The sequence below is a fragment of the Methylophilus flavus genome (assembly GCF_042678905.1).
Lineage (GTDB): Bacteria > Pseudomonadota > Gammaproteobacteria > Burkholderiales > Methylophilaceae > Methylophilus > Methylophilus flavus.
The window spans coordinates 603,309-627,722 of the sequence record NZ_JBHTLN010000001.1 but is presented as its reverse complement, the minus strand read 5'-3'; the positions used below and the strand labels follow the sequence as shown (position 1 = coordinate 627,722).

General features: G+C 51.6%; 17 protein-coding genes. 14 read left to right on the top strand and 3 right to left on the bottom strand.

Going from position 1 to position 24,414, the window contains the following annotated elements; genetic code table 11:
* Positions 1-30: 30 nt before the first annotated feature.
* From ACFQ2T_RS02920 to ACFQ2T_RS02910, 3 genes are all read right to left on the bottom strand, one after another.
* Complete coding sequence (locus ACFQ2T_RS02920; protein ID WP_379030256.1) at positions 31-2,472, bottom strand: TonB-dependent receptor; 2,442 nt, start codon at positions 2,470-2,472, stop codon at positions 31-33.
* Positions 2,473-2,776: 304 nt separating this feature from the next.
* On the bottom strand, positions 2,777-2,944 hold the full coding sequence (locus tag ACFQ2T_RS02915; protein WP_379030253.1) for a hypothetical protein: 168 nt from the start codon (positions 2,942-2,944) through the stop codon (positions 2,777-2,779).
* Positions 2,945-3,164: 220 nt separating this feature from the next.
* Entirely contained in the window at positions 3,165-3,464 is a 300-nt protein-coding gene (locus tag ACFQ2T_RS02910; RefSeq protein WP_379030250.1) for a hypothetical protein, read from the bottom strand.
* A gap of 126 nt (positions 3,465-3,590) precedes the next feature.
* Here ACFQ2T_RS02910 and ACFQ2T_RS02905 point away from each other — a divergent pair, with 126 nt between their 5' ends.
* From ACFQ2T_RS02905 to ACFQ2T_RS02840, 14 genes are all read left to right on the top strand, one after another.
* On the top strand, positions 3,591-4,670 hold the full coding sequence (locus ACFQ2T_RS02905; protein WP_379030247.1) for an ABC transporter substrate-binding protein: 1,080 nt from the start codon (positions 3,591-3,593) through the stop codon (positions 4,668-4,670).
* 23 nt (positions 4,671-4,693) lie between these two features.
* Positions 4,694-5,410, top strand: a complete 717-nt coding sequence (locus ACFQ2T_RS02900; protein WP_379030244.1) for a class II aldolase/adducin family protein — start codon at positions 4,694-4,696, stop codon at positions 5,408-5,410.
* Between the two features lie 278 nt (positions 5,411-5,688).
* Positions 5,689-7,044 carry an LLM class flavin-dependent oxidoreductase gene (locus ACFQ2T_RS02895; protein WP_379030241.1) on the top strand — a complete coding sequence of 452 codons (1,356 nt, stop codon included), beginning with the start codon at positions 5,689-5,691 and terminating at the stop codon, positions 7,042-7,044.
* A gap of 23 nt (positions 7,045-7,067) precedes the next feature.
* A complete protein-coding gene (locus ACFQ2T_RS02890) occupies positions 7,068-7,595 on the top strand; it encodes an AAA family ATPase (protein ID WP_379030238.1) in 528 nt (175 codons plus the stop codon).
* A gap of 36 nt (positions 7,596-7,631) precedes the next feature.
* On the top strand, positions 7,632-8,969 hold the full coding sequence (locus tag ACFQ2T_RS02885) for an LLM class flavin-dependent oxidoreductase (protein ID WP_379030235.1): 1,338 nt from the start codon (positions 7,632-7,634) through the stop codon (positions 8,967-8,969).
* A complete protein-coding gene (locus ACFQ2T_RS02880) occupies positions 8,966-9,643 on the top strand; it encodes an HAD family hydrolase (RefSeq protein ID WP_379030233.1) in 678 nt (225 codons plus the stop codon). Before ACFQ2T_RS02885 ends, ACFQ2T_RS02880 begins: the two co-directional genes overlap by 4 nt.
* Positions 9,636-10,175, top strand: coding sequence for a cytochrome b (locus ACFQ2T_RS02875; protein ID WP_379030230.1), 540 nt, complete (start codon positions 9,636-9,638; stop codon positions 10,173-10,175). Before ACFQ2T_RS02880 ends, ACFQ2T_RS02875 begins: the two co-directional genes overlap by 8 nt.
* 1,075 nt (positions 10,176-11,250) lie before the next feature.
* Positions 11,251-12,312, top strand: a complete 1,062-nt coding sequence (locus ACFQ2T_RS02870) for a microcin C ABC transporter permease YejB (protein WP_379030227.1) — start codon at positions 11,251-11,253, stop codon at positions 12,310-12,312.
* A 14-nt stretch (positions 12,313-12,326) separates the two neighbouring features.
* Complete coding sequence (locus tag ACFQ2T_RS02865; RefSeq protein ID WP_379030224.1) at positions 12,327-13,388, top strand: ABC transporter permease; 1,062 nt, start codon at positions 12,327-12,329, stop codon at positions 13,386-13,388.
* Positions 13,388-14,989: an ABC transporter ATP-binding protein gene (locus tag ACFQ2T_RS02860; protein WP_379030221.1), complete on the top strand. Its 1,602-nt coding sequence runs from the start codon at positions 13,388-13,390 to the stop codon at positions 14,987-14,989. Before ACFQ2T_RS02865 ends, ACFQ2T_RS02860 begins: the two co-directional genes overlap by 1 nt.
* Before the next feature lie 9 nt (positions 14,990-14,998).
* Positions 14,999-16,885 (top strand): extracellular solute-binding protein, encoded by a 1,887-nt coding sequence (locus ACFQ2T_RS02855; RefSeq protein ID WP_379030219.1) that lies wholly within the window; start codon positions 14,999-15,001, stop codon positions 16,883-16,885.
* 17 nt (positions 16,886-16,902) lie between these two features.
* The gene (locus tag ACFQ2T_RS02850) at positions 16,903-18,186 is read left to right on the top strand and encodes an efflux RND transporter periplasmic adaptor subunit (protein ID WP_379030217.1); all 1,284 of its coding nucleotides are present in this window, start codon (positions 16,903-16,905) and stop codon (positions 18,184-18,186) included.
* A gap of 13 nt (positions 18,187-18,199) precedes the next feature.
* On the top strand, positions 18,200-21,313 hold the full coding sequence (locus ACFQ2T_RS02845; RefSeq protein ID WP_379030215.1) for an efflux RND transporter permease subunit: 3,114 nt from the start codon (positions 18,200-18,202) through the stop codon (positions 21,311-21,313).
* The gene (locus ACFQ2T_RS02840; protein ID WP_379030212.1) at positions 21,310-24,414 is read left to right on the top strand and encodes an efflux RND transporter permease subunit; all 3,105 of its coding nucleotides are present in this window, start codon (positions 21,310-21,312) and stop codon (positions 24,412-24,414) included. The genes ACFQ2T_RS02845 and ACFQ2T_RS02840 overlap by 4 nt, the downstream gene beginning before the upstream one ends.

The window sequence follows — 24,414 nt, the reverse complement described above, 5'->3', positions numbered from 1 at the left end:
TGTCCTGGCGTTATCACTAGGGTAAAACGATTAGAATGCAGCGGTGAATGAAGCACCAACAATTCTGACAGCACCCTGAATGATGTTGTCACCATTGATGACAGGGGCTGCCGGGCTATAAGCCGGGGTGGAGTGTTGCAGATACTCTTTATCAAACAGGTTGTTTGCAAAAACTGTGAAGTTATACTTATTACCTGGTGTGATATAAGAGATACGCGCATTCACGATAGTAAACGCACCTTGCTCAAGTCCTGAACGATACACGCCGTTGGCATCAACACCTTGTGGCGTGACATAGTAGTATTGTTTCGACAGGAAGCGTGCATCACCCCCCAGGACTACTTTCGCGCCGTTGTCGACATGGAATGTATAGCTGGTCAGCAAGTTAGCTGTCACATTTGGAGACCTGACCAGGCGGTTGCCATCAAAGTTACCACCATTGTTCAGGATTTCGGCATCTTCATATTTAGTACTTAATAGACCCAAGCTACCGCTCACAAACCAGTCGGTTGTTGGTAGTGCTTGAACTTCCAACTCCAGACCGTAAGTTTTAGCCTTGTCTACGTTTTGCAGGTACGAAACAGTTTGGCCCGCAAGTACGTTAAAGCCTACTACGTTAACCTGAACGTCTTGATAGTCGTAGTAGAAAGCCGTGGCGTTGAAGTTGAGTCGTCCTGCCAGCCACTCTGACTTGTAACCCACTTCGTAAGAATCAAGTTCTTCCGGTTTCACCTGATTAACAGCTGCCAGGTTGGTAGCTGCGGTGTTAAAGCCACCCGACTTGATGCCGTGTGCGTATTTAAAGAACACGCGGTCAGTAGGTGTGATCTTGTATTCGGGAGTGAAGTCATAACTCCAGCGGTTCCATGTTGCTGAATCGCTTGTACTGAATGTACCCGAATTCAATGGACCGGCAGGAGCGAATGCGCCGGTATAGGACTCCCACCAACGACCAAGGCTGCTGAAGGTTCCTAGACCTGTCGAACCTCTGCGGTTCAGGTCATAATCTTTTTTCTCCCGGCTCCAGCTCAGGCCCGCTGAGGTTGCAAAATCATCCGTCCAGTTATAGGTTGTATTACCAAATAATGAAAAGCTGGTTGTTTCATGCTTCAGGTCAGTGTCGTTATAGGTAACTGTAGGACCTGAGTTGACCGGGCTGGAGTTTGCTACCTGACCAGAAGGCAATTTGGCATTCTGGCTGTTTAAATCAAGTGTCTCTTTAAATAAATGAACACCACCCAACCAGTTCCATTGGTCTTCACGAGGTGAGGTGATACGGAACTCTTGTGACACTTGACGAGATTGGCTATCTGTATGGCTGCGCGAAAGTTCAAGTGGTGTATTATCCCCATCGCTCAAACCTTCGTTCTTGAAGCCTTCAAAGCCAGTAATGGATGTTAAAGCCAGTTTGCCTATGTTCCATTTCAGGTTCAGGTTTGAACCAGTCTGAGAAGCGTCAGTCCAGTTGTCTGCGTTGGTGCTGACGTCGCTATATCCTGTACTTGGTCTGTAGCCATTGCGGAAAACACCGCTAGGTGCATAGCTGTTTGTCGTGGTAATAGCACCATCGGTTTTGTATTTGCGATAGTGGACATTCAGCAATGCTTCAAAGTCATCGGTGATTTTACCCAGCAACTGGGCGCGGAATGCCCCATCTTGCAGGCCGCCATCTTTAGTACCTTTAAACTGGTTGCGGAAACGGCCATCGGTATCTTCATTATAGAAAGAGATACGCGCACCCAGCCTATCATCGACCAGAGGAATGTTGACGCCACCCTGAACGATTTTGTCATTGTAAGAAGCATATTCAGCTTTCACGTAATCATCGTTTTTGCCTTCTTTCAATGAAGGTTTTTGCGAGATGATGTTCACTGCACCACCGGTGGTGTTCTTGCCGTATTTGGTGCCTTGTGGGCCACGCAGTACTTCTACGCGCTCCAGGTCAAACAGCGGGAAACCAGTCGCGTTGGCGTTACTGATATACACATCATCAAGGTAGAAGCCGATAGGGCTGGCCAGATCCTGCTGTTGCTGACCGGCGCCGATGCCACGGATCCACCAGCGTGGACGACCATGCTGTTGCCCAACTGCAGTCGCGTTTGGTACATAGTTAAAGATCTCTTGTGCAGAGCGGCCTACGCCTTGTTGCAGCAAATCCTTGCCTTTCAACACAGTGATCGGGGTAGCAATTTTTTGCGCATTTTCTTTACGTCTGTTTGCCGTCACTGTCACGCTACCGAGTGAGGATTCTTGAGACTGGGTTTCTTCAGCTGGTTTTTTGGTCTCATCGTTAGCCGCAGTTTCAGAAACTTGCGCTTCCTGGCTTTCAACTGCTTTTTCCTCTTCAGCAGCCCAGGCAGGATTCAGTGCCAGTGACCCTGCAAAGGCACTCAGCACTGCAACTTTAACGGTGCTTAATTTCCATAAATTTCTCGGCTGTTCGGCGCCGATAGAGTGACTCGTTCTTTTCATAATGTTCCCTTGAGTTTGAGATGAAGCACTTATAAAAGTGTTGGAACCTCAAGGGCATGAATCATGCCAATCAGAATATATATTGTTAACTATATGATTTTTATTGTTTTTTTAATTCATGGGGTAGGGATTTAAAAAATAGAAATTGTTTTGTCAGCAACATTACCGGGGATAACTGTTTTGCCCGAATGTTGCTGAATAAACACTTTTAAGAAATGTTTACGACTTTTTCAAAGGGTAATCTTGGTCCGCGTTTTTGGGTGGTTTCACATTCATATAACCAATATTCAACAGTAGAAAAGCTTTAATATTGGCCGTCCCGAAAGAAAGTCGCATCGATCTGGTCAGGGTTAAAACCTGACATGGACCCGACTGATAAACCCAGTGCGCGGGCGGCGATAATCAGGTATCCGGCTTGTAGTGCTGCATTGAGTTTTGCAGTCGGTTCTATCCAGGCCGGGGATTTTTCCAAAAAAGCTGCGTGCATCATCAGCGGGGAACTGTTCGGTGAGTTTATGATGAAACTGCTTGTCATAAGCCACGATGAGGTTCATGGGCGCAGCCAGTGTTTTCTCGCGATTGGCGGATGACAAATGAGTAACCAATTTCTTCTTTTGCGCCTGGCTACGGATAAAAAAATACCTGGCCGGTTGCGCGTTGAAGCCAGTGGGGCCTAATTCCCCAAATTCATATCACTGGTGAATGACTTCATCTGAAACGCTGGCATCACTGAAATGATGTTCAGTGTGTGCTTCAGTAAACAGTTGCTTGAGGGCGTTATCTGCTAGGACAGGCATGTGATTCTTTCTGTTGATTAAATATCCATCATTCGTAAACCACAAGTCAGCAAATGGCATACCATCTTTTCGCCAGGTTTTTTGTTGCAACAGCAACAAAAAAAGAGTTTGCTGTTGCCAGACCAGCAGTGTGATGTTGATGCATGTGCTATTCCAATTACTCATAACAAATTCCAGTCTGCCGGCAATAGTCATTAAATATCAATCACATACCTGATTCATCCCCTTAGCCAGAAATGACTGATTCAGAGTTGGCATGCCGTTTGCCATTGCATTGATGTTTATGCACTTTCTAATGGGCAAGATTTAAAGGGGTAGGGTATGAGTCAACATTCTTCAGCATCGAATCAGGCAGTCAATTTGTGGTACACCCGCTGCGGCGCAGCAACGGCATCCGCATTGGCTATTCGCCAACAATGGTTGCAGCAGGAATTTGCAGGCAACGGCACGCAGTTGCATTCATTGCGCGATTCGGAAAGTCTGGAAGTCCGTAACTCGCACTACCATCACAAACAGTCCGGCATGTTCAGGGAAGGCGGCAATATTCCGCCTATCTGGGCTAAAGGCCAGGGTCACGATACCGTGGTGGTGGGTATCACCTGGCTTGACGAATACCAGGGCATTATCGTCCGTGAAGACAGTGGCATTCACTCGATCACGGATCTTAAAGGTAAACGCCTGGGTATCCCCAATCATGCGGATGCGGTGATTGATTTCCAGCGCGGTGCTGCCCAGCATGGCTTTGCGACTGCGTTTGAATTGCATGGCCTGGTACCTGCTGATGCAAAATGGGTTGATATCGCTGCACCCAGCTATGATCTGGCTGACGGCCCAAGACGCGAGCGCTCAGAATACAAGCATGTCGAACTCGAAGCGTTGAACGATGGCCGTGTCGATGCAATTTTTGTACGCTTTGCCCGCGGTGTGCGCCTGGCAAATACCCCTGGCTACCGCCAACTGATCAATATCAATGAACATCACGACCCGTTCGTGCGCGTCAATAATGGCACGCCACGGCCGGTCACCGTAGACCGTGCTTTCCTGCAGAAACATCCGGATGTGGTTGACCGCTACCTTGCCGTACTGTTGCGTACCGCTGCCTGGGCCGCTACACATCCACAAGAAGTCGTGGATTTACTGGCACCCGAAGGCCAAAGTGCCAGCGAGGCCGAAGTGATTGCATCACACGGTGCCAATGTGCACCTGTCATTTACCCCAACACTGAGCAACCAGTACGTCAAAGGTCTGGAAATCCAGAAGAATTTCCTGCGTGACTGGGGCTATGTGAAACAGGATTTTGATATCCAGGACTGGATTGATCCTGCACCTTTAGCGAGGGCAGCACATCTGGTCAGGCAACAACCCGAATTTACCGTTTTTGCGGCAGCGCAAGCTGCATAACACCCTTAAAACAGGAGACTTACATGAGCGATACTTTTACCGAAGCAGAATTAGTGAAATATGTAGAGCAGGCCAAGGCTGATGCTTTGCATTCATTCAATTTTCTGAAAGAAACCGGCACTTTGTCTGCCACCTGGACTTACCACATCACCCATAAAATCCCGGGCCAGGACAAGCTGCTGAACATCCGTTTCCCATGGCCATGGGAAAGATCACGTGATCCGGTGGTCAGCATTGATACTTTCTCTGAAAAGAAAGACCACATCCTGCAAGAGTCACGCATTGATGCGGATACCGTGATCCATGCGCATACGCCTTACCTGGCAGCATGGTCACTGGCGCAAATCAATTTCCCTATTTTATATGTGGCTGCACAGCGTCATTTGCTGGCGCGTGAAATCCCTAACCACCTGGACCGTACCCGCAGCATCCTGTCCATCATTTCAGAGCGCCTGGATAACCATCCTGAGCTGGCACCACCGCCAGCCCTGCTGGAATCCAACGGCGGCGCCAATATCTGGGGCAAGGGCATTATCGGTACTTCGCAACTGGTGTTGCTGATTGAGGAAGCGGCACGCTTCCAGTCACTGGCTGAGCAGGTCGGTGGTGCTAAAGACTACACGCCTGGCGCGCTGGAAGTGCAATGGAAACGTACTGGCCTGGTTGAAAAAGCCAAACAGTACACTGGCCGCTTTATTGCTGATTTGTTGAAGCAGGAAGACAAGCAGAAGGCTGCATAACAAAAGAAAAGCGTGAAGTGTCTTCGCGAGCGAATTGCAGCGTTGCCCGGTGCTCGAAACCCTCATGTACTTCAGTACATTCCGGTTTCTGCGCTCCGTGCGCCTTGCACTTCCATCTCTCTTGATCGCTTATTTCGCGCGCTCTCTTATTTGTGGTCATTCCGGTCCAGGCCAGAATAGCGATGATTGTGGTTGGATTAGCAACGGATTGTTCGAAGTAAGTACCAATGTCGGGGCAAGAAACGCTTGCGCCCGACTTTTTATTGAAAGTGTTGATGATGAGTCAAAGCAAAAAAAGACAACTGGCCCTGAATGTATTTTTGTTACGTTACGGACATCACCCTGCGGGCTGGTTACACCCGACCTGGACTGAAAACGGGCGTCCTGACCTGCAATGGTGGATACGTGCGGCTAAAATTGCCGAGGCTGCCAAGTTCGATACTTTTTTTGTGGCTGACTTTATCGGGCGTTCAGGCGTGATCGATAAACAATCGGTTAAAAATCCCAATAACTTTCATTTTGAACCGTTTACCTTGCTGTCAGCGATTGCTGCGCAAACCAAGGATATCGGCCTGGTGGCTACGGTGAATACCAACTTTTCTGACCCTTACAATGTCGCACGCCAGTTCACTTCGCTGGATCATTTGAGTGGCGGCCGTGCCGGTTGGAATGTGGTGTCATCCCTCAACCCGGTGACAGCCAAAAACTTTGGTATCGAAGCGCCGATCACGCATGAAGAACGCTATGAGCGTGCCAGCGAATTTATCCAGCTGACCAAAGCACTATGGGATAGCTGGGATGATGATGCATTCGATCACCCTAATCGCCAGAGTGGCCAGTTTTATGACCCGGCTTCCGGTCATCCGGTCAATTTCAAAGGTGAGTATTTCAAATCAGAAGGCCTGTTGGATTTTCCGAGGCCTATCCAGGGCTATCCGGTATTTGTGCAGGCGGGCAACTCAGAAACCGGGCGTGAGTTTGCCGCGCGTGAAGCGGAGATGACCTACAGTTCTGCGACATCGCTGGATGTAGCGAAAGCCTATTATGCCGATGTGAAGTCGCGCATGGCGAAATACGGTCGTGACGAAGACCAGCTGAAAATCACCCCGGGCCTCAATGTGGTGGTCGCCGAGACTGATCAGGAAGCGCAAGACAAATACGGCGAGTTGCAAGCGCTGGTCGATTTCTCAGAGTTAGAGTTTGGCGGCCAGGATTTAACCAAATATCCACTGGATGGACCATTGCCTGACCTGGACTATGACCCGGGCGAGAATGGCCGTGGACGTTTCCAGCAACAACTAGAATTGGCAAGGCGCGAAAACCTCACCATACGCCAATTGGTGCTCAAATTCCGTGTCGCCCGCGGCCATTTGCAGGCAATCGGTTCGGCTAAATCAGTCGCCGATACCATAGAGCAATGGTTTGTGGAAAAAGGTGCCGATGGTTTCAACGTGGTGCCGCCTTACTCCATCAAGGGCCTGGAAGATTTTACCCGCCTGGTGGTGCCTGAATTACAGCGCCGCGGAATTTTCCGTAAAGAATATGAAGGCAAAACCTATAGGGAAAACCTGGGCTTGAATAGGCCTGAGAATCCGAATACGCCTGTTGCCGATAAGCTCAAAACAGGTTCTTGATTCCTCATAGCTGATTTCACGCGATGAAAGTACATATCACTGGTGCTTCAGGCAGTGGAACAACTACCCTTGGGCAGGCGCTGGCGCAGGCACTTTCTTCGCGCCACCTGGATGCCGATGCGTATTTCTGGCTGCCTACCATGCCGCCTTACCAGGAAAAGCGCCCGCAGGCCGAAAGGTTGGTTTTGTTGCATGCAGACCTGCAATCCGCACCTGACATTGTGGCTTCCGGTTCGGTAGTTGGTTGGGGAGCTGAGATTGAAGAGGCATTTGATCTAATAGTATTTCTATACCTCCCTGCCATCACCCGCATTGAACGGTTACGTCAACGTGAAATCACCCGCTATGGTTTCGTTAATCCAGAGTTTTTAGCCTGGGCAGCACAGTATGATGAAGGTCCGGCCGAAGGCCGCAGCCTGGCCAAGCATGAGGCATGGCTTGCCCAGCGAGCCTGTCCGGTATTGCGTCTCGAGCAGGATATATCTGTTCAAGAGCGCTTAGGTCAGGTCCTAAATGCAATCAATCATTTGCCTTCCAGGCAGTCTGCATGAATTTTCACCTAAATTAAAACACCATCAGGAACCCCCATGGCCAGTACTCCCCGCCAACTTATTTTAAACGTCTTCTTCCAACGCTTCGGCCACCATCCCGCCGGCTGGCGCCACCCCAGTTCCAAAGATGACGGCAGGCCTAACCTTGCCTGGTGGCTGCGCGCCGCCAAGCTGGCCGAAGATGCAAAGTTTCATACATTTTTCCTGGCCGATTTTATCGGGCGTTCGGCTGCAGTAGATAAACAAACCGGCCGCAGTGGCCTCAGCTACCAGTTCGAGCCGTTGACACTGCTTTCGGCCATTGCTACACATACACAACACATAGGGCTGGTCGGCACAGTCAATATCAACTTTTCTGATCCCTATAATATTGCGCGTGAATTCACCTCTCTGGATCATTTGAGCGGTGGCCGGGCTGGCTGGAATATTGTGTCCTCGTTCAATGAGGCGACCGCCAAGAACTTCGGTATTGAAGCGGCGCGTGGGCACGAGGAGCGTTACGCCAGGGCCGCAGAGTTTTTGGATCTGACCAAAGCCTTGTGGGATAGTTGGGATGATGATGCTTTTGATACTCCGGACCAGCAAACCGGCGTCTATTTCCAGCAGGAAAGTGCGCACCCGGTGAACAAGCAGGGCGTCTATTACAAATCTGAAGGGTTGCTGGATTTCCCAAGGCCTATCCAGGGCTACCCGGTGTTTGTGCAGGCAGGTAATTCCGACACCGGTCGCGAATTCGCTGCCCAGCACGCAGAGATGACTTATTGCTCAGCCACCTCACTCAAAGTGGCGCAGGAATATTATGCTGATGTCAAAGGGCGTATGACGAAATATGGCCGCGACCCTGATCAATTGAAGATTTCCCCCGGGCTCTCTGTCGTTGTCGGCGAGTCTAATCAAGAGGCTCAGGATAAGTTTGGCGAGCTTCAATCCGCCGTCGATTTCAGCCATATTGAATTTGGTGGTTATGATTTAAGCCAATATCCACTGGATGAACCTCTGCCTGACTTGCCATACCAGCCTTCCGAGAATGGCAAAGGCCGCTTCCTGCAACAACTGGAACTGGCACGCAGGGAAAACCTGACCATCCGTCAGCTGGTACTCAAGTTCCGTGTGGCACGCGGGCATTTGCAGGCGATTGGTTCAGTGAAAACGGTTGCAGACCTGATAGAAGAGTGGTTTGTTGAAAAGGGCGCGGACGGTTTTAACGTCGTACCGCCATTGCTGCCACAAGGCTTTGAAGACTTCACCCGTTTAGTCGTCCCAGAATTGCAACGCAGGGGTATTTTCCGCAAGGAATACCAGCATGGCACGTATAGGGATAATCTGGGATTGGATCGTCCAGCCAACCCCAACAGCCTTGATAGCAATGCATGATGGCATTACCAAGCAAACAGGCTATCGAGTTCATCATATTCGATTGCGACGGCGTGTTAGTGGATAGCGAACCGATTTCGAACCGTGTATTTTGCGAAGCGCTGAATAAAGCAGGCGTGGCCATCACCCTGGCCGAGTTGTTTGAACATTATGTCGGGCTTTCACTGGAACAAGGCCTCGCCATTATCAACCAGAAGTATGGTGTTTTACTGGGCCCTGATTTTTTAACCGAGTATAAAACTGCACGAGATGCGGCGCTGGCATTAGAGATCAAGGCGATTACAGGCGTGGAAGCGTTGATCAGGCATTTAACGCTTCCGTTTTGTGTTGCCTCGAATAGTGAAGCCGGCAAGGTAGAAAAAATGCTTGGTTTAACCGGGCTGCTTCCCTACTTTGCAGGTCGCATATTCAGCGCTGCTGACCTGGGTAAACCTAAACCTGCGCCGGATATTTATTTGAAAATCGCTGCCGAGTTTGACGTAAATCCCGCGGCTTGCCTCGTGATAGAAGATACAGCCACAGGCGTCAGGGCAGGCGCTGCTGCCGGCATGCAAGTCATAGGTTATTCCGCGACGACTTCTGAACAGGCGCTGATTGCTGCAGGTGCAGTCCAAGTCTTTAAAGCAATGTCTGAGATACAAAAAGTAATTCTTAAAGGATCAACGCATGTCTGATACAACCCCACAACGTTATAACAACACGGCCATCCTGCTGCATTGGGGATTGGCGATTTTAATTATCGGCTTATTAATCGTCGGCTACTTTATGCCCGATTTGCCCAAGACGCCATTACGTAAACTGATCTATAACGCGCACAAATCTTTCGGCTTGATTGTGTTTGCACTGGTGCTGTTCAGGATTTACTGGCGGCTGAGTTCTGCTGTGCCCGAGCATGTGCCAGGCTCGCCATTGCAAGTAAAGCTAGCCCATTATGCGCATATTTTCATTTATGCCCTGATTCTTGTTGTACCTGGAGTAGGGTTGCTGGCTAGCTCGTTCAATCATGGGTTTAATCTGTTTATATTTCACTGGGAGCCATTGTTTCCGGTGGATAAAGAATTGGCGCATGCCATTATGGGTTGGCATGGGGTGGCGGCTTATGTGTTAACCGGATTGTTGGGTTTGCATGTGGCGGCATTTGCCTGGCATCAGTTTGTGCAGAAAGATGGGTTGATTCGCCGGATATGGTTTGGTGTGGCGCAGTAAGGAGCCACGGAAGAAGAGTGAGCGAAGTGTTGTGTGCTCCTAAAATGTATAATTGAAAATTGCTAGATTGTCTTTCGCCCCTAGGCGAGTTACTTTTCTTTGCTTGCCCAAAGAATAAGTAACCAAAAGAAAGGGCACCCTAGCTTCCGCTTATTTCCTGCGTTGCTCATCAAAATAAGCGGTCACGAAACTCGCCCTGACAAGCCACACAACCCGTGGCTTGTTGCGGAGCTCAGACAGTCGCTCCCTTGTTTCTTATTTTGATTCCGCTACTCGGCGCGTCAGATAGGGCCCGTTTAAAACCACCACGATGAAGTGTTAGCGGGACGCAATGGACAGAGCGCGCTAAGTGACCTGTTTAATTTCTAAGACTAAACTCAAAAACCAATTATGTTGTTTTGTCTTTTGTCTTTTGTCTTTTGTCTTTTGTCTTTGTTTTATTTCAATCGTGGAGCGGGAATGAATGTGGCGAGTCTCACGCTAACTGAAAGCGTGTGGTTTTCATGGGGCCCCTATCTGACGCGCCGAGTAGCGCAGTCAGCGTGGGAGTCTTCGGCCAGCGTCTGTTCGAGTTCCGCAACAAGCCACGTTTTGTGTGGCTTGTCAGGGCGAGTTTCGTTGGACGCCCACGTTGACGAGCAACGCAGGGAGAAAGCGGAAGCTAGGGTGCATTTCTTTTGGTTACGTTTTCTTTGGGCAAGCAAAGAAAAGTAACTCGCCTAGGGGCGAAAGACAACCTCACCTATATCGTAATGCCTGCGTCATGTACGTATGTGATCCAATTATCTTCTATCTATTCCATCCCGCCCAGTGACTGTTGACTGTTCACTCTAATGTCCTTCCTGCAACAGCGACCAACTGCCGCTGTTGTTCCCGCATCAGACCTCCCGCTATTTCTGTTTAAGTAAATCATGCGCTGATTTTATTAAGTAATTGATATTAATCACTTAAATAGCATTTCTCTTAAAAAAACCGCGCTTTTAAACAGTTGGTACGGAATCTGCAGTACTACGCCAGGCAGTCAACCCTGGTGTAGCGGCATGCCAGCATCCAACAACCTGAAAAATAAAACAATATGTGGCATTACTTATTAAAGCGCCTCCTGATTATGATTCCCACCCTGGTCGGGGTGATGACCCTCACTTTCCTCGTGACACAGTTTGTGCCCGGTGGCCCGGTAGATAGTGCCATTGCGCAACTGGATTCGCAGGATGGCCGGTCAGGGACTGATGGTTCTTCAGGTTCAGGCGGCTGGAGCTACAGCGGCAGACAGGGCATAGATACGCAGCAGGTAGAGCAATTAACTGAGTTATATGGTTTCGATAAGCCGGTGCTGGAGCGCTACTGGCAGATGATCACACGGTATGCACAATTTGATCTGGGTGAAAGTTATTTCCGCAACCAGAGCGTGCTGGAGCTGATTAAAGACAAGTTGGGCGTTTCGATTGCGCTGGGCTTCTGGACATTCACCCTGACTTACCTGATTGCCGTGCCCTTGGGCGTGGCCAAGGCGGTGAGGGCAGGGACGACATTTGATTTTGTCACCAGCCTGGTGGTGTTGATCGGCTATGCGATTCCCGGTTTTGTATTGGGGGTGTTGCTGATTGTGCTGTTTGGGGGGGGGTCATTCTGGGATGTGTTTCCGCTGCGTGGATTGACTTCAGATAACTGGGCGGAGTTGAGCACCTTTGGCAAGATCACCGATTATTTATGGCATATCACATTGCCGGTGACAGCCTCCGTTGTGAGTACCTTTGCATTTAAAACACTGCTTACCAAGAATACTTTTCTCGAGGAAATCCGTCGTCAATATGTGCTGACCGCCCGCGCCAAAGGGTTGTCTGAGCGCCAGGTACTATGGAAGCATGTGTTCAGGAATGCCTTGTTGCCGTTGATCACCGGCTTTCCGGCCACATTTATCACCGCGTTCTTTACCGGTAGCCTGCTGATAGAGACTTTGTTCTCCCTCGACGGCCTGGGTCTGCTTTCCTATGAATCCATTAATAGCCGTGATTACCCGGTGGTGCTGGGCACGCTGTACCTGTTTACCTTAATCGGGTTACTGATCAAGTTGCTGGGCGATTTTGCCTATGTGCTGGTAGACCCCCGAATCAAGTTTGATGGTCAAGATTCTTAATTTTGGAGTCATAAGTGAGTCAAGTTATTCCCCATCTTTCTCCTGCGCGCCGTAACTGGCAGCGTTTCAAGCGTAACCGCCTGGGTTACTGGAGTCTTATCCTGTTTGTGGTGCTGTATGTCATCAGCCTGGCGGGAGAAGTCATTTCTAATGACAAACCGCTGATCGTACGTTTTGAGAAGCAATGGTATTTCCCCTTGCTCAGTGATTATCCGGAGTCGGTATTTGGCGGTAATTTACCGATCAAGGCTGATTACCATGACCCGTTTATCAAGGCGCAGTTAGCCAAATCCGGCAATTTTGCCTTGTATCCGCCTAACCCTTATTACTACGATACCTTGAACTACTTTTCCAAAGCCGAGCATTATCCGGGGCGCCCGGATGATGAGAATGTGCTGGGTACTGATATCGCCGGGTATGACATCCTCGCACGCCTGATTTATGGCTTCAGGGTATCGGTGACCTTTGCACTGGGGCTCACAGCGGTAGGTGTCATATTAGGTATTTTTTTTGGGGCAATACAAGGGTACTTTGCCGGCAAGGTCGACCTGATCACCCAGCGCCTGATTGATATCTGGGGTTCCATGCCCGAACTGTACCTGCTGATCATTTTCGCCTCTATTTTTGATCACAGCCTGTTGCTGTTATTCGGCCTATTGGCGCTGTTTGGCTGGATCACTTTGTCGGATTATGTGCGCGCTGAGTTCTTGCGCAACCGCCAGCTGGAGTATGTGAAATCAGCCAGGGCACTAGGGTTATCCAATTTCCAGATCATCTGGCGGCATATTCTGCCTAACAGCCTGACACCGGTGATTACCTTTTTACCTTTCCGCATGAGTGCTGCCATCATGGCACTGGCCAGCCTGGATTTTCTTGGCCTGGGCGTGACCGCACCCGCGCCTAGCCTGGGGCAGTTACTGTTACAGGGTAAGGAGAACCTGGATGCGTGGTGGATAGCAGTATCCGCATTCAGCGTACTGGTGTTGACCTTGCTGCTGCTGACGTTTACCGGGGAAGCGCTACGTAACGCGCTGGATACCAGGATCTCTGATGCAAGACAAGGCGGGGCACTGTAATGACTCAGCCATTATTATCGATAGAAAATTTCTCAGCCAGTTTTGAAAATAAAACGGTGGTTGAACAGCTCAACCTGACGATCCAGAGCGGCGAACGGCTGGCACTGGTGGGTGAGTCCGGCTCTGGCAAAACGGTGACTGCTTTATCCATTCTAAAACTGGTAGAAGCGGCCAGACTGAGCGGAAAAATCATCTTCAACGGTGAGGATTTGCTGCAAAAATCTGCGCAGGAAATCCAGCGCGTGCGCGGCGCCGATATCGCCATGATCTTCCAGGAGCCGATGACGGCGCTGAACCCGCTGTTTACCATCGGTGAACAAATTATCGAGACCCTGATTGCGCATCAGGCGTTGTCGCGTACTGACGCCAAGGCGAAAACACTCGAATTGCTCACGCGCACCGGTATCCGCCAGCCGGAAAAGAATATCAATAGCTTTCCGCACCAGTTGTCGGGCGGTCAGCGCCAGCGCGCCATGATTGCCATGGCCTTGTCCTGCAAACCAAAACTGCTGATTGCCGATGAGCCTACCACTGCGCTTGACCTGACGATTCGCGCGCGTATCGTCAAGTTGCTGATTGATATCCAGGAAGAAGAAGTGCGTCAAAATGGCGCGCAAGGCATGGCGATCTTGCTGATCACGCATGACCTCAACCTGGTGCGCAAATTTGCCCACCGCGTGGCGGTGATGGAGCGTGGCAAACTGGTAGAAACCGGCGATACGCAGACGCTGTTCGAGCAACCACAACACCCTTACACCATTAAACTGATCAACAGCATCCCGGTCAGGAATGTGTTGCCTGTGGCTAGCGACGCCAAGACCCTGCTTGAAGCCAAGCGGTTGCGCGTGGAATATCCGCTGCCAAGGAAAGGCTGGCGCGGCTTGTTCGAATCACATGCATTCACTGCGCTGCATGGCGCGGATCTCGTGCTGCGTGAAGGTGAGACGGTAGGCATCGTTGGTGAATCCGGTTCAGGCAAATCGACTCTGGCGCAAGCGGTGCTTAACCTGATCAAGGTCAAGTCTGGCGCGATTGAAGTAGAGGGTGCGCCGGTCTACAGCCTGAGCAAACGGCTGCAACGGGAACTACGTGCAAGGCTGCAAGTGGTGTTTCAGGACCCGTTCGGCTCTTTGTCCCCACGGCAAACGGTGCGCCAGATTGTCGGTGAAGGGCTGGAACTGCACTTCCCGGATTTGACCGCAGAACAACGCTACGAGCGCATCGTGCAGATATTGTCTGAAGTCGGCTTAAGCGCGAATGTGCTGGATTCTTATCCGCATGAGTTTTCCGGTGGCCAGCGGCAGAGAATCGCCATCGCGCGTGCTTTTGTGCTTTCACCCAAGGTCGTGATCCTGGATGAGCCTACTTCTGCGCTGGATGTGTCTATCCAGAAACAGGTACTGGAATTGCTGGTGTCGCTACAGAAGAAATTCGGTCTCAGTTACTTGCTGATCAGCCACGATTTGACCGTGATCCAGGCACTGGCGCATCGCGTCTATGTGTTGAAAGACGGCGAAATCATTGAGTCCGGCGATACCGAACAAGTGATCCAGCAACCCATTCACCCTTACACACAAGCTCTGGTACAGGCTTCTCTTTAGTGAACTCTCATGACTCATCGTTATAAAAATAAACCCGACGCTTCCCGACCTGGTTATTCATGGCTGCTCCTGATCATTTTATCGTTTGTGTCAGGTATCTTATGGCCATGGCAAAGCGCGCTGGCAGCACATGCGGTTGCCCAGTTCGGCGAGCCTAAATACCCGGCGGATTTCACCCATTTTGAATATGTGAACCCGGCCGCGCCCAAAGGTGGCCAGATCCGTTTTGCCATCATCAGCCAGAACAGCGGTTTTGATAAATTCAATCCTTTCAGCCTGAAAGGCAAACCCGCGCCCGGCCTGATCGAGCAGATGTTTGAAACACTGACGGTATATAGCCTGGACGAGATCAACACCCAGTATGGCTTGCTGGCCGATGATATCAAGCTGGCACCTGACTTTAGTGCCGTGACCTTTCATATCAATCCTTTGGCCAGGTTCTCCAATGGTGATCCGGTCACCGCCAAAGAGGTCAAGTATTCATTTGATACGCTGACCAATAAAGAAGGCAATCCGCGCTTTAAAGCCTATTTTTCCGAGATTAAATCACTGACGGTCATCGATGCGCAGACTGTACATTTTGAATTCAAGCGCAAAGGCCGTGACTTGTCATTCGTTGCGGGTAGCTTGCCGATATTTTCGCCGAAGTGGGGATTAAAAGCGGATGGCACGCGTGTGCCGTTTAATAAAATCGGCCTCGAAGTGCCGGTGACTTCCGGCCCTTACCTGATAGACCGCGCGGTCAGCGGTCAGGCGGTGACTTACCGTAGAAACCCGCAATACTGGGGCGCAAAAGTCCCTTCACGCGTCGGCAGTTACAACTTTGAGCGCGTGGTGTACCGTATTTATAAAGATACCGACACCATGGTCGCTGCGTTACGCGCCGGTGATTTCGATTTCCTCAGTGAAAACAAGATGCGTTACTGGTGCTGCCAGTACATCGGCAAGCGCTTTGATGAAGGCGAGCTGATCAAGGAACTGGTCCCGCACCAGAATCCGGTCGCCATGAATGGCTGGATCGTGAACTTGCGCCGTGAAAAATTTCAGGATCCACGCGTACGCCTGGCCCTGAACTACGCCATGGACTTCGAGTTTATGAACCAGAAGATCTTCGATAACGAGTTTAACCGCGTCAACAGCTATTTTGCCTATAGTCCGCTGGCGGCAAAAGGCTTGCCCAGTCCGGAAGAACTGGAAATCCTGGAACCTTACCGCCAGCAATTGCCGCCCGAAGTGTTCGGCCCCATGTTTGAACAGCCGAATACCAAATCACCCGGCAGTATCCGCAATAGCCTGACCAAGGCACTGGCATTATTTGCACAAGCAGGCTGGCACAACCGGGATGGCGTGTTGCGCAATGCCAAGGGCGAGCCTTTTGTAATTGAGGTGACCACCGCACGCGGCCAGAACCCGTATATGGACCCAATCTACCTGAATATGAGCAAGCTTGGCATTGTGGTGGTCAAGCGTGTCTCGGATGCGGCTACGGCACGTAGCCAGTTGAAAACCTTTGATTACGACTATACAACCATTGCCCTGCGTGAAGGCCGCATGCCGGGTGCCGAGTTATGGCGCAGTTTCAATAGCAAGGATGCAGATAAACCTGGCTCGGAGAATTTTATCGGGACCAAGTCGCCGGTGATCGATGCGCTGATACAGAAATTACTGAATGCGGACAGCCAGCAGGAACTGGAACTGGCGGCACATGCGCTGGACCGTGTTTTGGTGCATGGTCATTACGTGATCCCGTGGCGCTACCTGACCAAGCATTACATTATTCATCACCAGCGTTTACAGCGCCCGCAGGTGCTGCCCAAATACTACGGCGCGCAGGAATGGGCACTGACGTATTGGTGGGATAGCCAACCTGACCATAAAAATTCTAAATCTAATTAAGTGTGATGCAGATGCAATTGCAGAAAAAAATAGTTATCGTGCTGGCTGGGGTGCTTCTGTTTGCCGGGATAGGCAAAGGCTGGAGCGAATTACGCAGTAACCATCCTCAAAAGGGTGATGCTGTACCAGCAGAAGCTGGCCAAGGTAAAGGCCCTGAAGATAAAAATTCTGGGAATAAAAATCCTGATGATAAAAGCACTGGCGATAAAGGTCCCGGCAAAAAAGGCGGCAAGCCTTTATTCGTATCGGTGGAACAGGTTAAGCCAGGCACCATCCATGTCTATCACCAGGCCCTGGGCACAGTCACGTCTTTCGCCACTGTGGCTGTGAAAAGCCGGGTCAACGGCCAGCTGACAGCGATCAATTTCAGGGAAGGGCAGTTGGTCAAGGCCGGCGATGTGTTGGCCAGGATAGATGCCAGGCCATTTGAAGCGCAACTGTCACAGATCCAGGGGCAACATATCAAAGACAAAGCCTTGCTGGCTAATGCAGTGGCTGACCTGGACCGCTACCAGACGCTGTTAAAACAGGATTCCATTGCCGGCCAGCAGGTGGATGCGCAGGCCTCACTGGTGCAGCAATATAAAGGAACGGTGCTGTCAGACAGCGGTGCGGTAGAAAATGCGCAGTTGCAAGTGGCGTATACCAGGATTGTTGCGCCCGTCAGTGGCAGGATAGGCCTCAGGCAGATTGATGCCGGTAACAATATCACGACCGCAGATACCCTGGCCGTGATTAACCAGATATCGCCGATTGCAGTGACCTTTACCTTGCCGGAAAACATGGCGCAGGAAATCAGTCGTTTGCTCGACCAACAGTCCAGCAAAGGCTTGCCCGTGCAGGCGCTGGATAAAGGCAATACACGCGTGCTGGCGCAAGGTAAATTGCTGACGCTGGATAACCAGATAGACCCGGCTACCGGCACCATCAAGTTGAAAGCGCAATTTGCGAATGGCGATAGCGCCTTGTTCCCCAACCAGTTTGTCAATATCAAAATATTGCTGAATACGCTGCAACAGGTGAATGTATTACCGCAAGTGGCGATCCAGCATGGTAGCCAGGGGCATTTTGTCTACCTGGTAGACACGCAGGATAAGCTGCATGTGCAGCCAGTCACCACAGGGCCAGCCGACGGCGATAGCGTCGCAGTGCTTAAAGGCGTCAATGCCGGAGACCGTGTGGTGGTCAGTGGCCTGGATAAATTGCGCGATGGTGCCAAAGTGATCGTCGCTGGTGCTGGCAAGGGCAAAGGCAAGCACGAGCACTCCAAAAGCGGTGAATCCAGCGCACGGCATTCGTAACCCGGGATAAATCATGAATCCCTCCCGAATATTTATTGAGCGTCCGGTAGCGACCCTGCTGTTGATGCTCGCCATTTTGCTGTCCGGCCTGATGGCGTATCGCTTGTTACCCCAATCGGCGCTGCCGCAAGTCGATTACCCGACCATACAGGTCGTCACCATGTACCCCGGAGCCAGCCCGGACGTGATGGCGACCGCTGTCACTGCACCATTGGAACGTCAGTTCGGCTCCATGACCGGTCTCAGCCAGATGTTTTCTTCCAGCTCGGCCGGTGCTTCGGTGATCACCTTGCAGTTCGCCCTGCATCTGAGCCTGGATGAGGCCGAGCAATATGTGCAGGCCTCGATCAATGCCGCCGACAATTACCTGCCTACAGACTTACCAGCGCCGCCGGTATTTAATAAAGTGAATCCGGCCGATGCGGCCGTGCTGACACTGGCGGTAAGCGATGAGACATTGTCTCTACCCGATTTGCAGGATCTGGTTGAAACACGGCTGGTACAAAAAATCTCGCAAGTCAGCGGGGTAGGACTGGTCAGCGTGGGTGGGGGTAATCGTCCGGCAGTGCGTGTGCGGGCCTATCCCCAGGCACTGGCTGCTTATGGCATCAGCTTTGAAGCGTTACGTCTTGCCATCGCCGCCTCTAACTCCAATCAGGCCAAAGGCAATATCGATGGCACTTTCCTGTCAATTGCGCTGGATGCCAATAGCCAGCTGAAAAAAGCCAGCGAATACCGTACTCAGATCATTGCCATCCGCAATGGTACGCCGGTGAGATTAAGCGATGTGGCTGAGGTGACTGACGATGTCGAAAACCCATATCTGGGTGCCTGGGTCAATCAACGTCCCGTCATCCTGCTCAGTATCCAGCGCCAGCCTGGCGCCAATGTCATCGATGTCGTTGACAGGATACAGTCACTGCTGCCGGAGTTAAAAGCCACCATCGCTTCCGATATCCAGATCGATGTGATTTCGGATAGAACCACCAGCATCCGCAGTGCCATCCACGATGTGCAGTTTGAACTGATGCTGGCCATTGGCCTGGTGATCATGGTGATTTTCCTTTTCCTGCGCACGCTGTCCGGTACGTTGATCCCCAGCCTTGCCGTGCCTTTATCGCTGCTGGGCACCTTTAGCGTGATGTACTTCGCCGGATTCAGCGTCAATAACCTGACACTGATGGCGCTAACGATTGCGACCGGCTTTGTGGTCGATGATGCGATCGTGATGATCGAAAACATTTCACGCCATATCGAAGAAGGCGCCAGCCCCATGCAGGCAGCGCTGGATGGTTCGCGTGAAATCGGCTTTACCATTATCTCACTGACTTTTTCCCTGATTGCCGTGCTGATCCCGCTGCTGTTTATGCAGGATGTCGTCGGGCGGCTGTTCAGGGAGTTTGCCAGCACCCTGGCGATTGCCATCCTGATCTCGGGCATTGTGTCGCTGACGTTGACGCCGATGCTGAGTGCACGTCTGTTAAAACCGGTGGATCCTGGTCGCACCAGAGGCTGGCAGCAATGGGTAGAACAACGTTTTAACGCGCTCACCAACGCTTATGGCCGCTCCTTGAACTGGGTACTGGCGCATCAGCCACTGGCATTGGCGGTCACGCTGATCACGGTGTTGCTGACTTTCCTGCTGGTGTGGTGGATCCCGAAAGGGTTTTTTCCGACACAGGATAACGGGCTGATACAGGCGGTGATTGAAGCGCCACAAAGCTGGTCATTCAGGCAGGTGTCGGAAAAACACCATGCGATGGTAGAAAGTATTTTGCAGGATCCGGATGTGGCGAATGTGTCTTCTGTGGTCGGCGTTGATGGCATCAACAAAACGCTGAATGAAAGCCGTCTGCTGATTGCACTTAAACCTATAGCGCAGCGCACGGCCCGCGTCCCAGAGATCATAGAGCGTATACAGCAACAGGTGCCTGACGATCAGGGCTTTAGTATCAGCATGCAACCTGTGCAGGATTTGACAGTGGAAACCCGTACTGGTCCCACCAGTTACCAGCTCACAGCCGTCAGCCTGGATGCCGAAGCTTTGCATCAAAGTATCCCCAAACTGGTAGATGCGCTGGAAAAATTACCGGCACTCAGCGATGTCTCCAGTAGTGACAAGACTTCCGGCCTGAAGGCATATGTCGAAGTAGACCGCGATGCAGCCAGCCGGCTAGGTATCAGTATGGCAGCGATTGATGACGTGTTGTACAGCGCCTATGGCCAGCGATTTATTTCCACTATTTTCACCCAGACCAACCAGTATCGTGTGGTTCTGGAAGCCAATACCAATCCTGATGCCGGGCTGCATGCGCTGGAACAACTGTACGTCACCAGTGCAGCAGGTGAATCCATTCCGCTGTCAGTGATTGCACGTCTCAGTGAAGGTTCGGGCAGCCTGGTGGTGCACCGGCAAGACCAGTTTCCGGCGGCAGTGGTGTACTTCAACGTCGCCAGCGGTGTGTCGTTGGGTGAAGCTGTGACTGCCATTGAATCAGCCACAGCTAAACTTGGCCTGCCATCCACCGTGCAGCTAGGCTTCCAGGGCGCGGCACTGGCTTTCAGGGCGGCGCTGGATAACGAATTGCTGCTGGTCATCGCGGCGATCATCACCATGTATATCGTACTGGGCGTGCTGTATGAAAGCTATGTGCATCCGCTCACCATTCTTTCCACTTTACCTTCGGCCAGCGTCGGCGCTTTGCTCGCCCTGTTTATCAGCGGTCATTCACTGACCATTATTGCCATTATCGGTATTGTATTGCTGATCGGCATCGTGCAGAAAAATGCCATCATGATGATCGATTTTGCGCTTGATGCCGAGCGGCTGCACAGCAACCAGGCACCGCAGGCAATTTACCAGGCAGCCTTGTTGCGCTTCCGGCCTATCCTGATGACGACGTTTGCCGCCTTGCTAAGTGCCTTGCCATTGATGTTCAGCCAGGGCACCGGCTCAGAATTGCGCCAGCCCTTAGGCATCGTCATGGTAGGTGGCTTGTTGTTCAGCCAGGTATTAACGCTGTACACCACGCCGGTGATTTACCTGAGTTTTGATCGCCTGTCGCGCCGCTTTAAACGCAATCCGCCTGCGCCTCTTAGATCTGCTACCCCACTGGAAAAGTCATGAGTTTCCTGACGATGTTTATCCAGCGTCCGGTAGCTACGTCTTTATTGACGCTGGCGATTGCCTTGCCCGGTGTGCTGGCTTTTAATGCCTTGCCACGCGCTGCCTTGCCGCAAGTGGACTATCCCACCATTAACGTCTCCGCCAATTTACCGGGTGCCAGCCCGGAGACCATGGCTGCCACCGTCGCCACGCCGCTGGAACGTGCTTTTGGCCGGATTGCGGGCATAGAGGAAATGACCTCGACCAATACCCAGGGCGCTACCCGTATCAATCTGCAATTTGAACTGGACCGCAATATCGATGGCGCTGCCAGGGATGTGCAGGCGGCGATTAATGCCGCACGTGCCTTGTTACCCCGCAATATTCCCTCCAACCCCAGCTACAGACGCATCAATGCCTCAGCGGCGCCTATCCTGGCCATTTCACTGACCTCACCTACGCACACCAAAGAACAGTTATATGACTATGCGTTTTCCATTCTTGGCCAGAAAATCTCGCAGGTGAAAGGGGTAGGGCAAGTCAGTATCAATGGCAGTGCCTTGCGTTCGGTGCGGGTAGAAGTGAACCCGAATGTTTTGAACCAGTATGGCGTCAGCCTGGAACTATTGCGCACAGCCATCGCCGCTTCTAACCAGAACCGGCCCAAAGGCCAGATCCAATCTAATACCAGAGCATGGCAGATTGAAGTCAACGATCAGGCCAAACGTGCAGTCGATTACCAGCAACTGATCGTGGCCTATCGCGGGCAGTCGCCTATCCGGTTGTCCGATGTCGCCACAGTGAAAGACTCCGTGCAGGAAGTGCGCAATGCAGGCTCAGCCAATGGCAAAGCAACCGTCATGCTGGTGGTGCTCAGTCAACCGGGCGCGAATGTGATTGAAACGGTTGATGCGATTCATGGCATGTTGCCTAAACTGAAAACGCTGATTCCAAGTTCCATAGACCTGGATGTGATTATTGACCGCAGCACCACGGTCAGGAAATCGATTACCGAAGTGCAGCATACACTGTATATCTCGATTGGCCTGGTGATACTGGTGACGTTTATCTTTTTGCGTAATGGCCGTGCAACGCTGATTCCGACCATCGCCATTCCGGTGTCACTGTTAGGTACGCTGGCAGTGATCTACCTGCTGGGCTACAGCCTGAATAACCTTTCCCTGATGGCATTGATTATTTCTGCCAGCTTTGTGGTGGACGATGCGATTGTGGTGGTGGAAAACACGATACAGCATTTGGAAAAAGGCGAAACACCGGTGGAAGCCGCCATCAGGGGCATGCGTGAAGTCGGTTTCACTGTGCTGGCAATGAGCCTCTCACTGGTCGCGGTATTTGTGCCATTACTGTTTATGGATGGAATCTTGGGGCGCCTGTTCAGGGAGTTCGCGGTAACGCTATCAGTCGCGGTGCTCATCTCACTGGCAGTGTCATTAACCACTACACCGATGTTATGCGCCAAATTTCTGAAGCCACACCCACCCAAGACTAGCAATGAATCGCGCGGCTGGTTTGCAGCCCTGGCTGATGTGCCTTTCAGGGTTTACCGCCGCACGCTAGGCTGGACGTTAAAGCATGGCTGGCTGATGCTGATATTGTTGCTGGGTGTGATTTTGTTGAATGTGCATCTGTACCGCAGCATCCCCAAAGGCTTTTTTCCGCAACAGGATACGGGGCGGTTGCAAGGCTCTTTCCAGGGCGATCAAAGCCTTTCTTTCGCCGAAATACGCAAACGTATAGACCGCTTGATGACCATCGTCAGCAAAGATCCGGATATCAAGACTTATTATGAATATACCGGTGGCGCAGGTGGCGGGCAGACCAATACCGGCACCATGTTTGCCAGCCTGCGGCCTGCGGATGAACGTGAAGCGACCGCCGCTGATGTAGTGGCACGATTACGGCCAAAATTAATGAAAGTGCCTGGCGTGTCATTGATGTTGATGTCGCAACAGGAGCTCAGCATAGGCGCCAGGCAGGGCGGCGCCCAGTTCCAGTACACCTTGCTGGCAGATGACATTGCTACGCTGGAGAAGATCACGCCCAAGTTGCGTGGTGCGATGAACCGCCTGCCTGAACTGACTGACGTCAACACGGATTTCCAGACCCAGGGATTACAACTGCAACTGGAAGTCGATCGCCAGGCGGCTTCACAATTAGGTATTACCGCAGCACAGCTGGATGCGACCCTGAATAATGCCTTTAGCCAGCGCCTGATTTCTACCATATACGAACCGCTTAACCAGTATTACGTGGTATTAACGCTGTCGCCTGAATTTACCAAAGGGCCGCAGGCGCTGGATCAGATTTACCTGGTCGGGCTAAACAACACTCGCGTGCCATTGTCTTCCATCAGCCGCTGGCACCTGAAAAGTGCGCCATTGGCTGTCAATCACCAGGGGCAGTTTGTCGCAGCCACACTGTCTTTCAATGTGGCAGAAGGCTATGCCCTGGAACAGGCCACCGCCGCTATTGAGCAGGCTTTTCAGCGTATAGGCGCACCTGATAATGTCCATGGCACTTTTTCCGGCGCGGCAAAGATGTTCAAGGCTTCGCTAGATAGCCAGCCTTGGCTGATCCTGGCCGGATTGCTGACGGTGTATATCGTGCTCGGTATCCTGTATGAGAGCTTTATCCATCCGCTCACCATACTTTCCACCTTGCCTTCGGCAGGCATAGGCGCTTTGCTGGCACTGATGGTGTGCGATACCGAATTCTCTATCATCGCGCTGATAGGCGTCATCCTGCTCACCGGCATCGTGATGAAGAACGCCATCATGATGATTGATTGCGCCTTGCAACTGGAGCGCGAATCCGGCTTTTCGCCTTATGAATCTATCAGACAGGCCTGCCTGTTACGTTTCCGTCCTATCCTGATGACCACGCTGGCCGCCATGCTGGGCGCCTTGCCTTTAGCCCTGGGCTCGGGCGATGGTGCCGAGATACGCCAGCCCCTGGGCATATCGGTGGTCGGCGGGCTGTTGTTCAGCCAGTTGCTGACGCTGTATACCACGCCAACCGTGTACCTGGCGCTGGACCGTATGCGGCATTACTTTATCCGTCGTTTTAACCTCAAAACCTATTCGCATTTAAAGCAGGCTTGA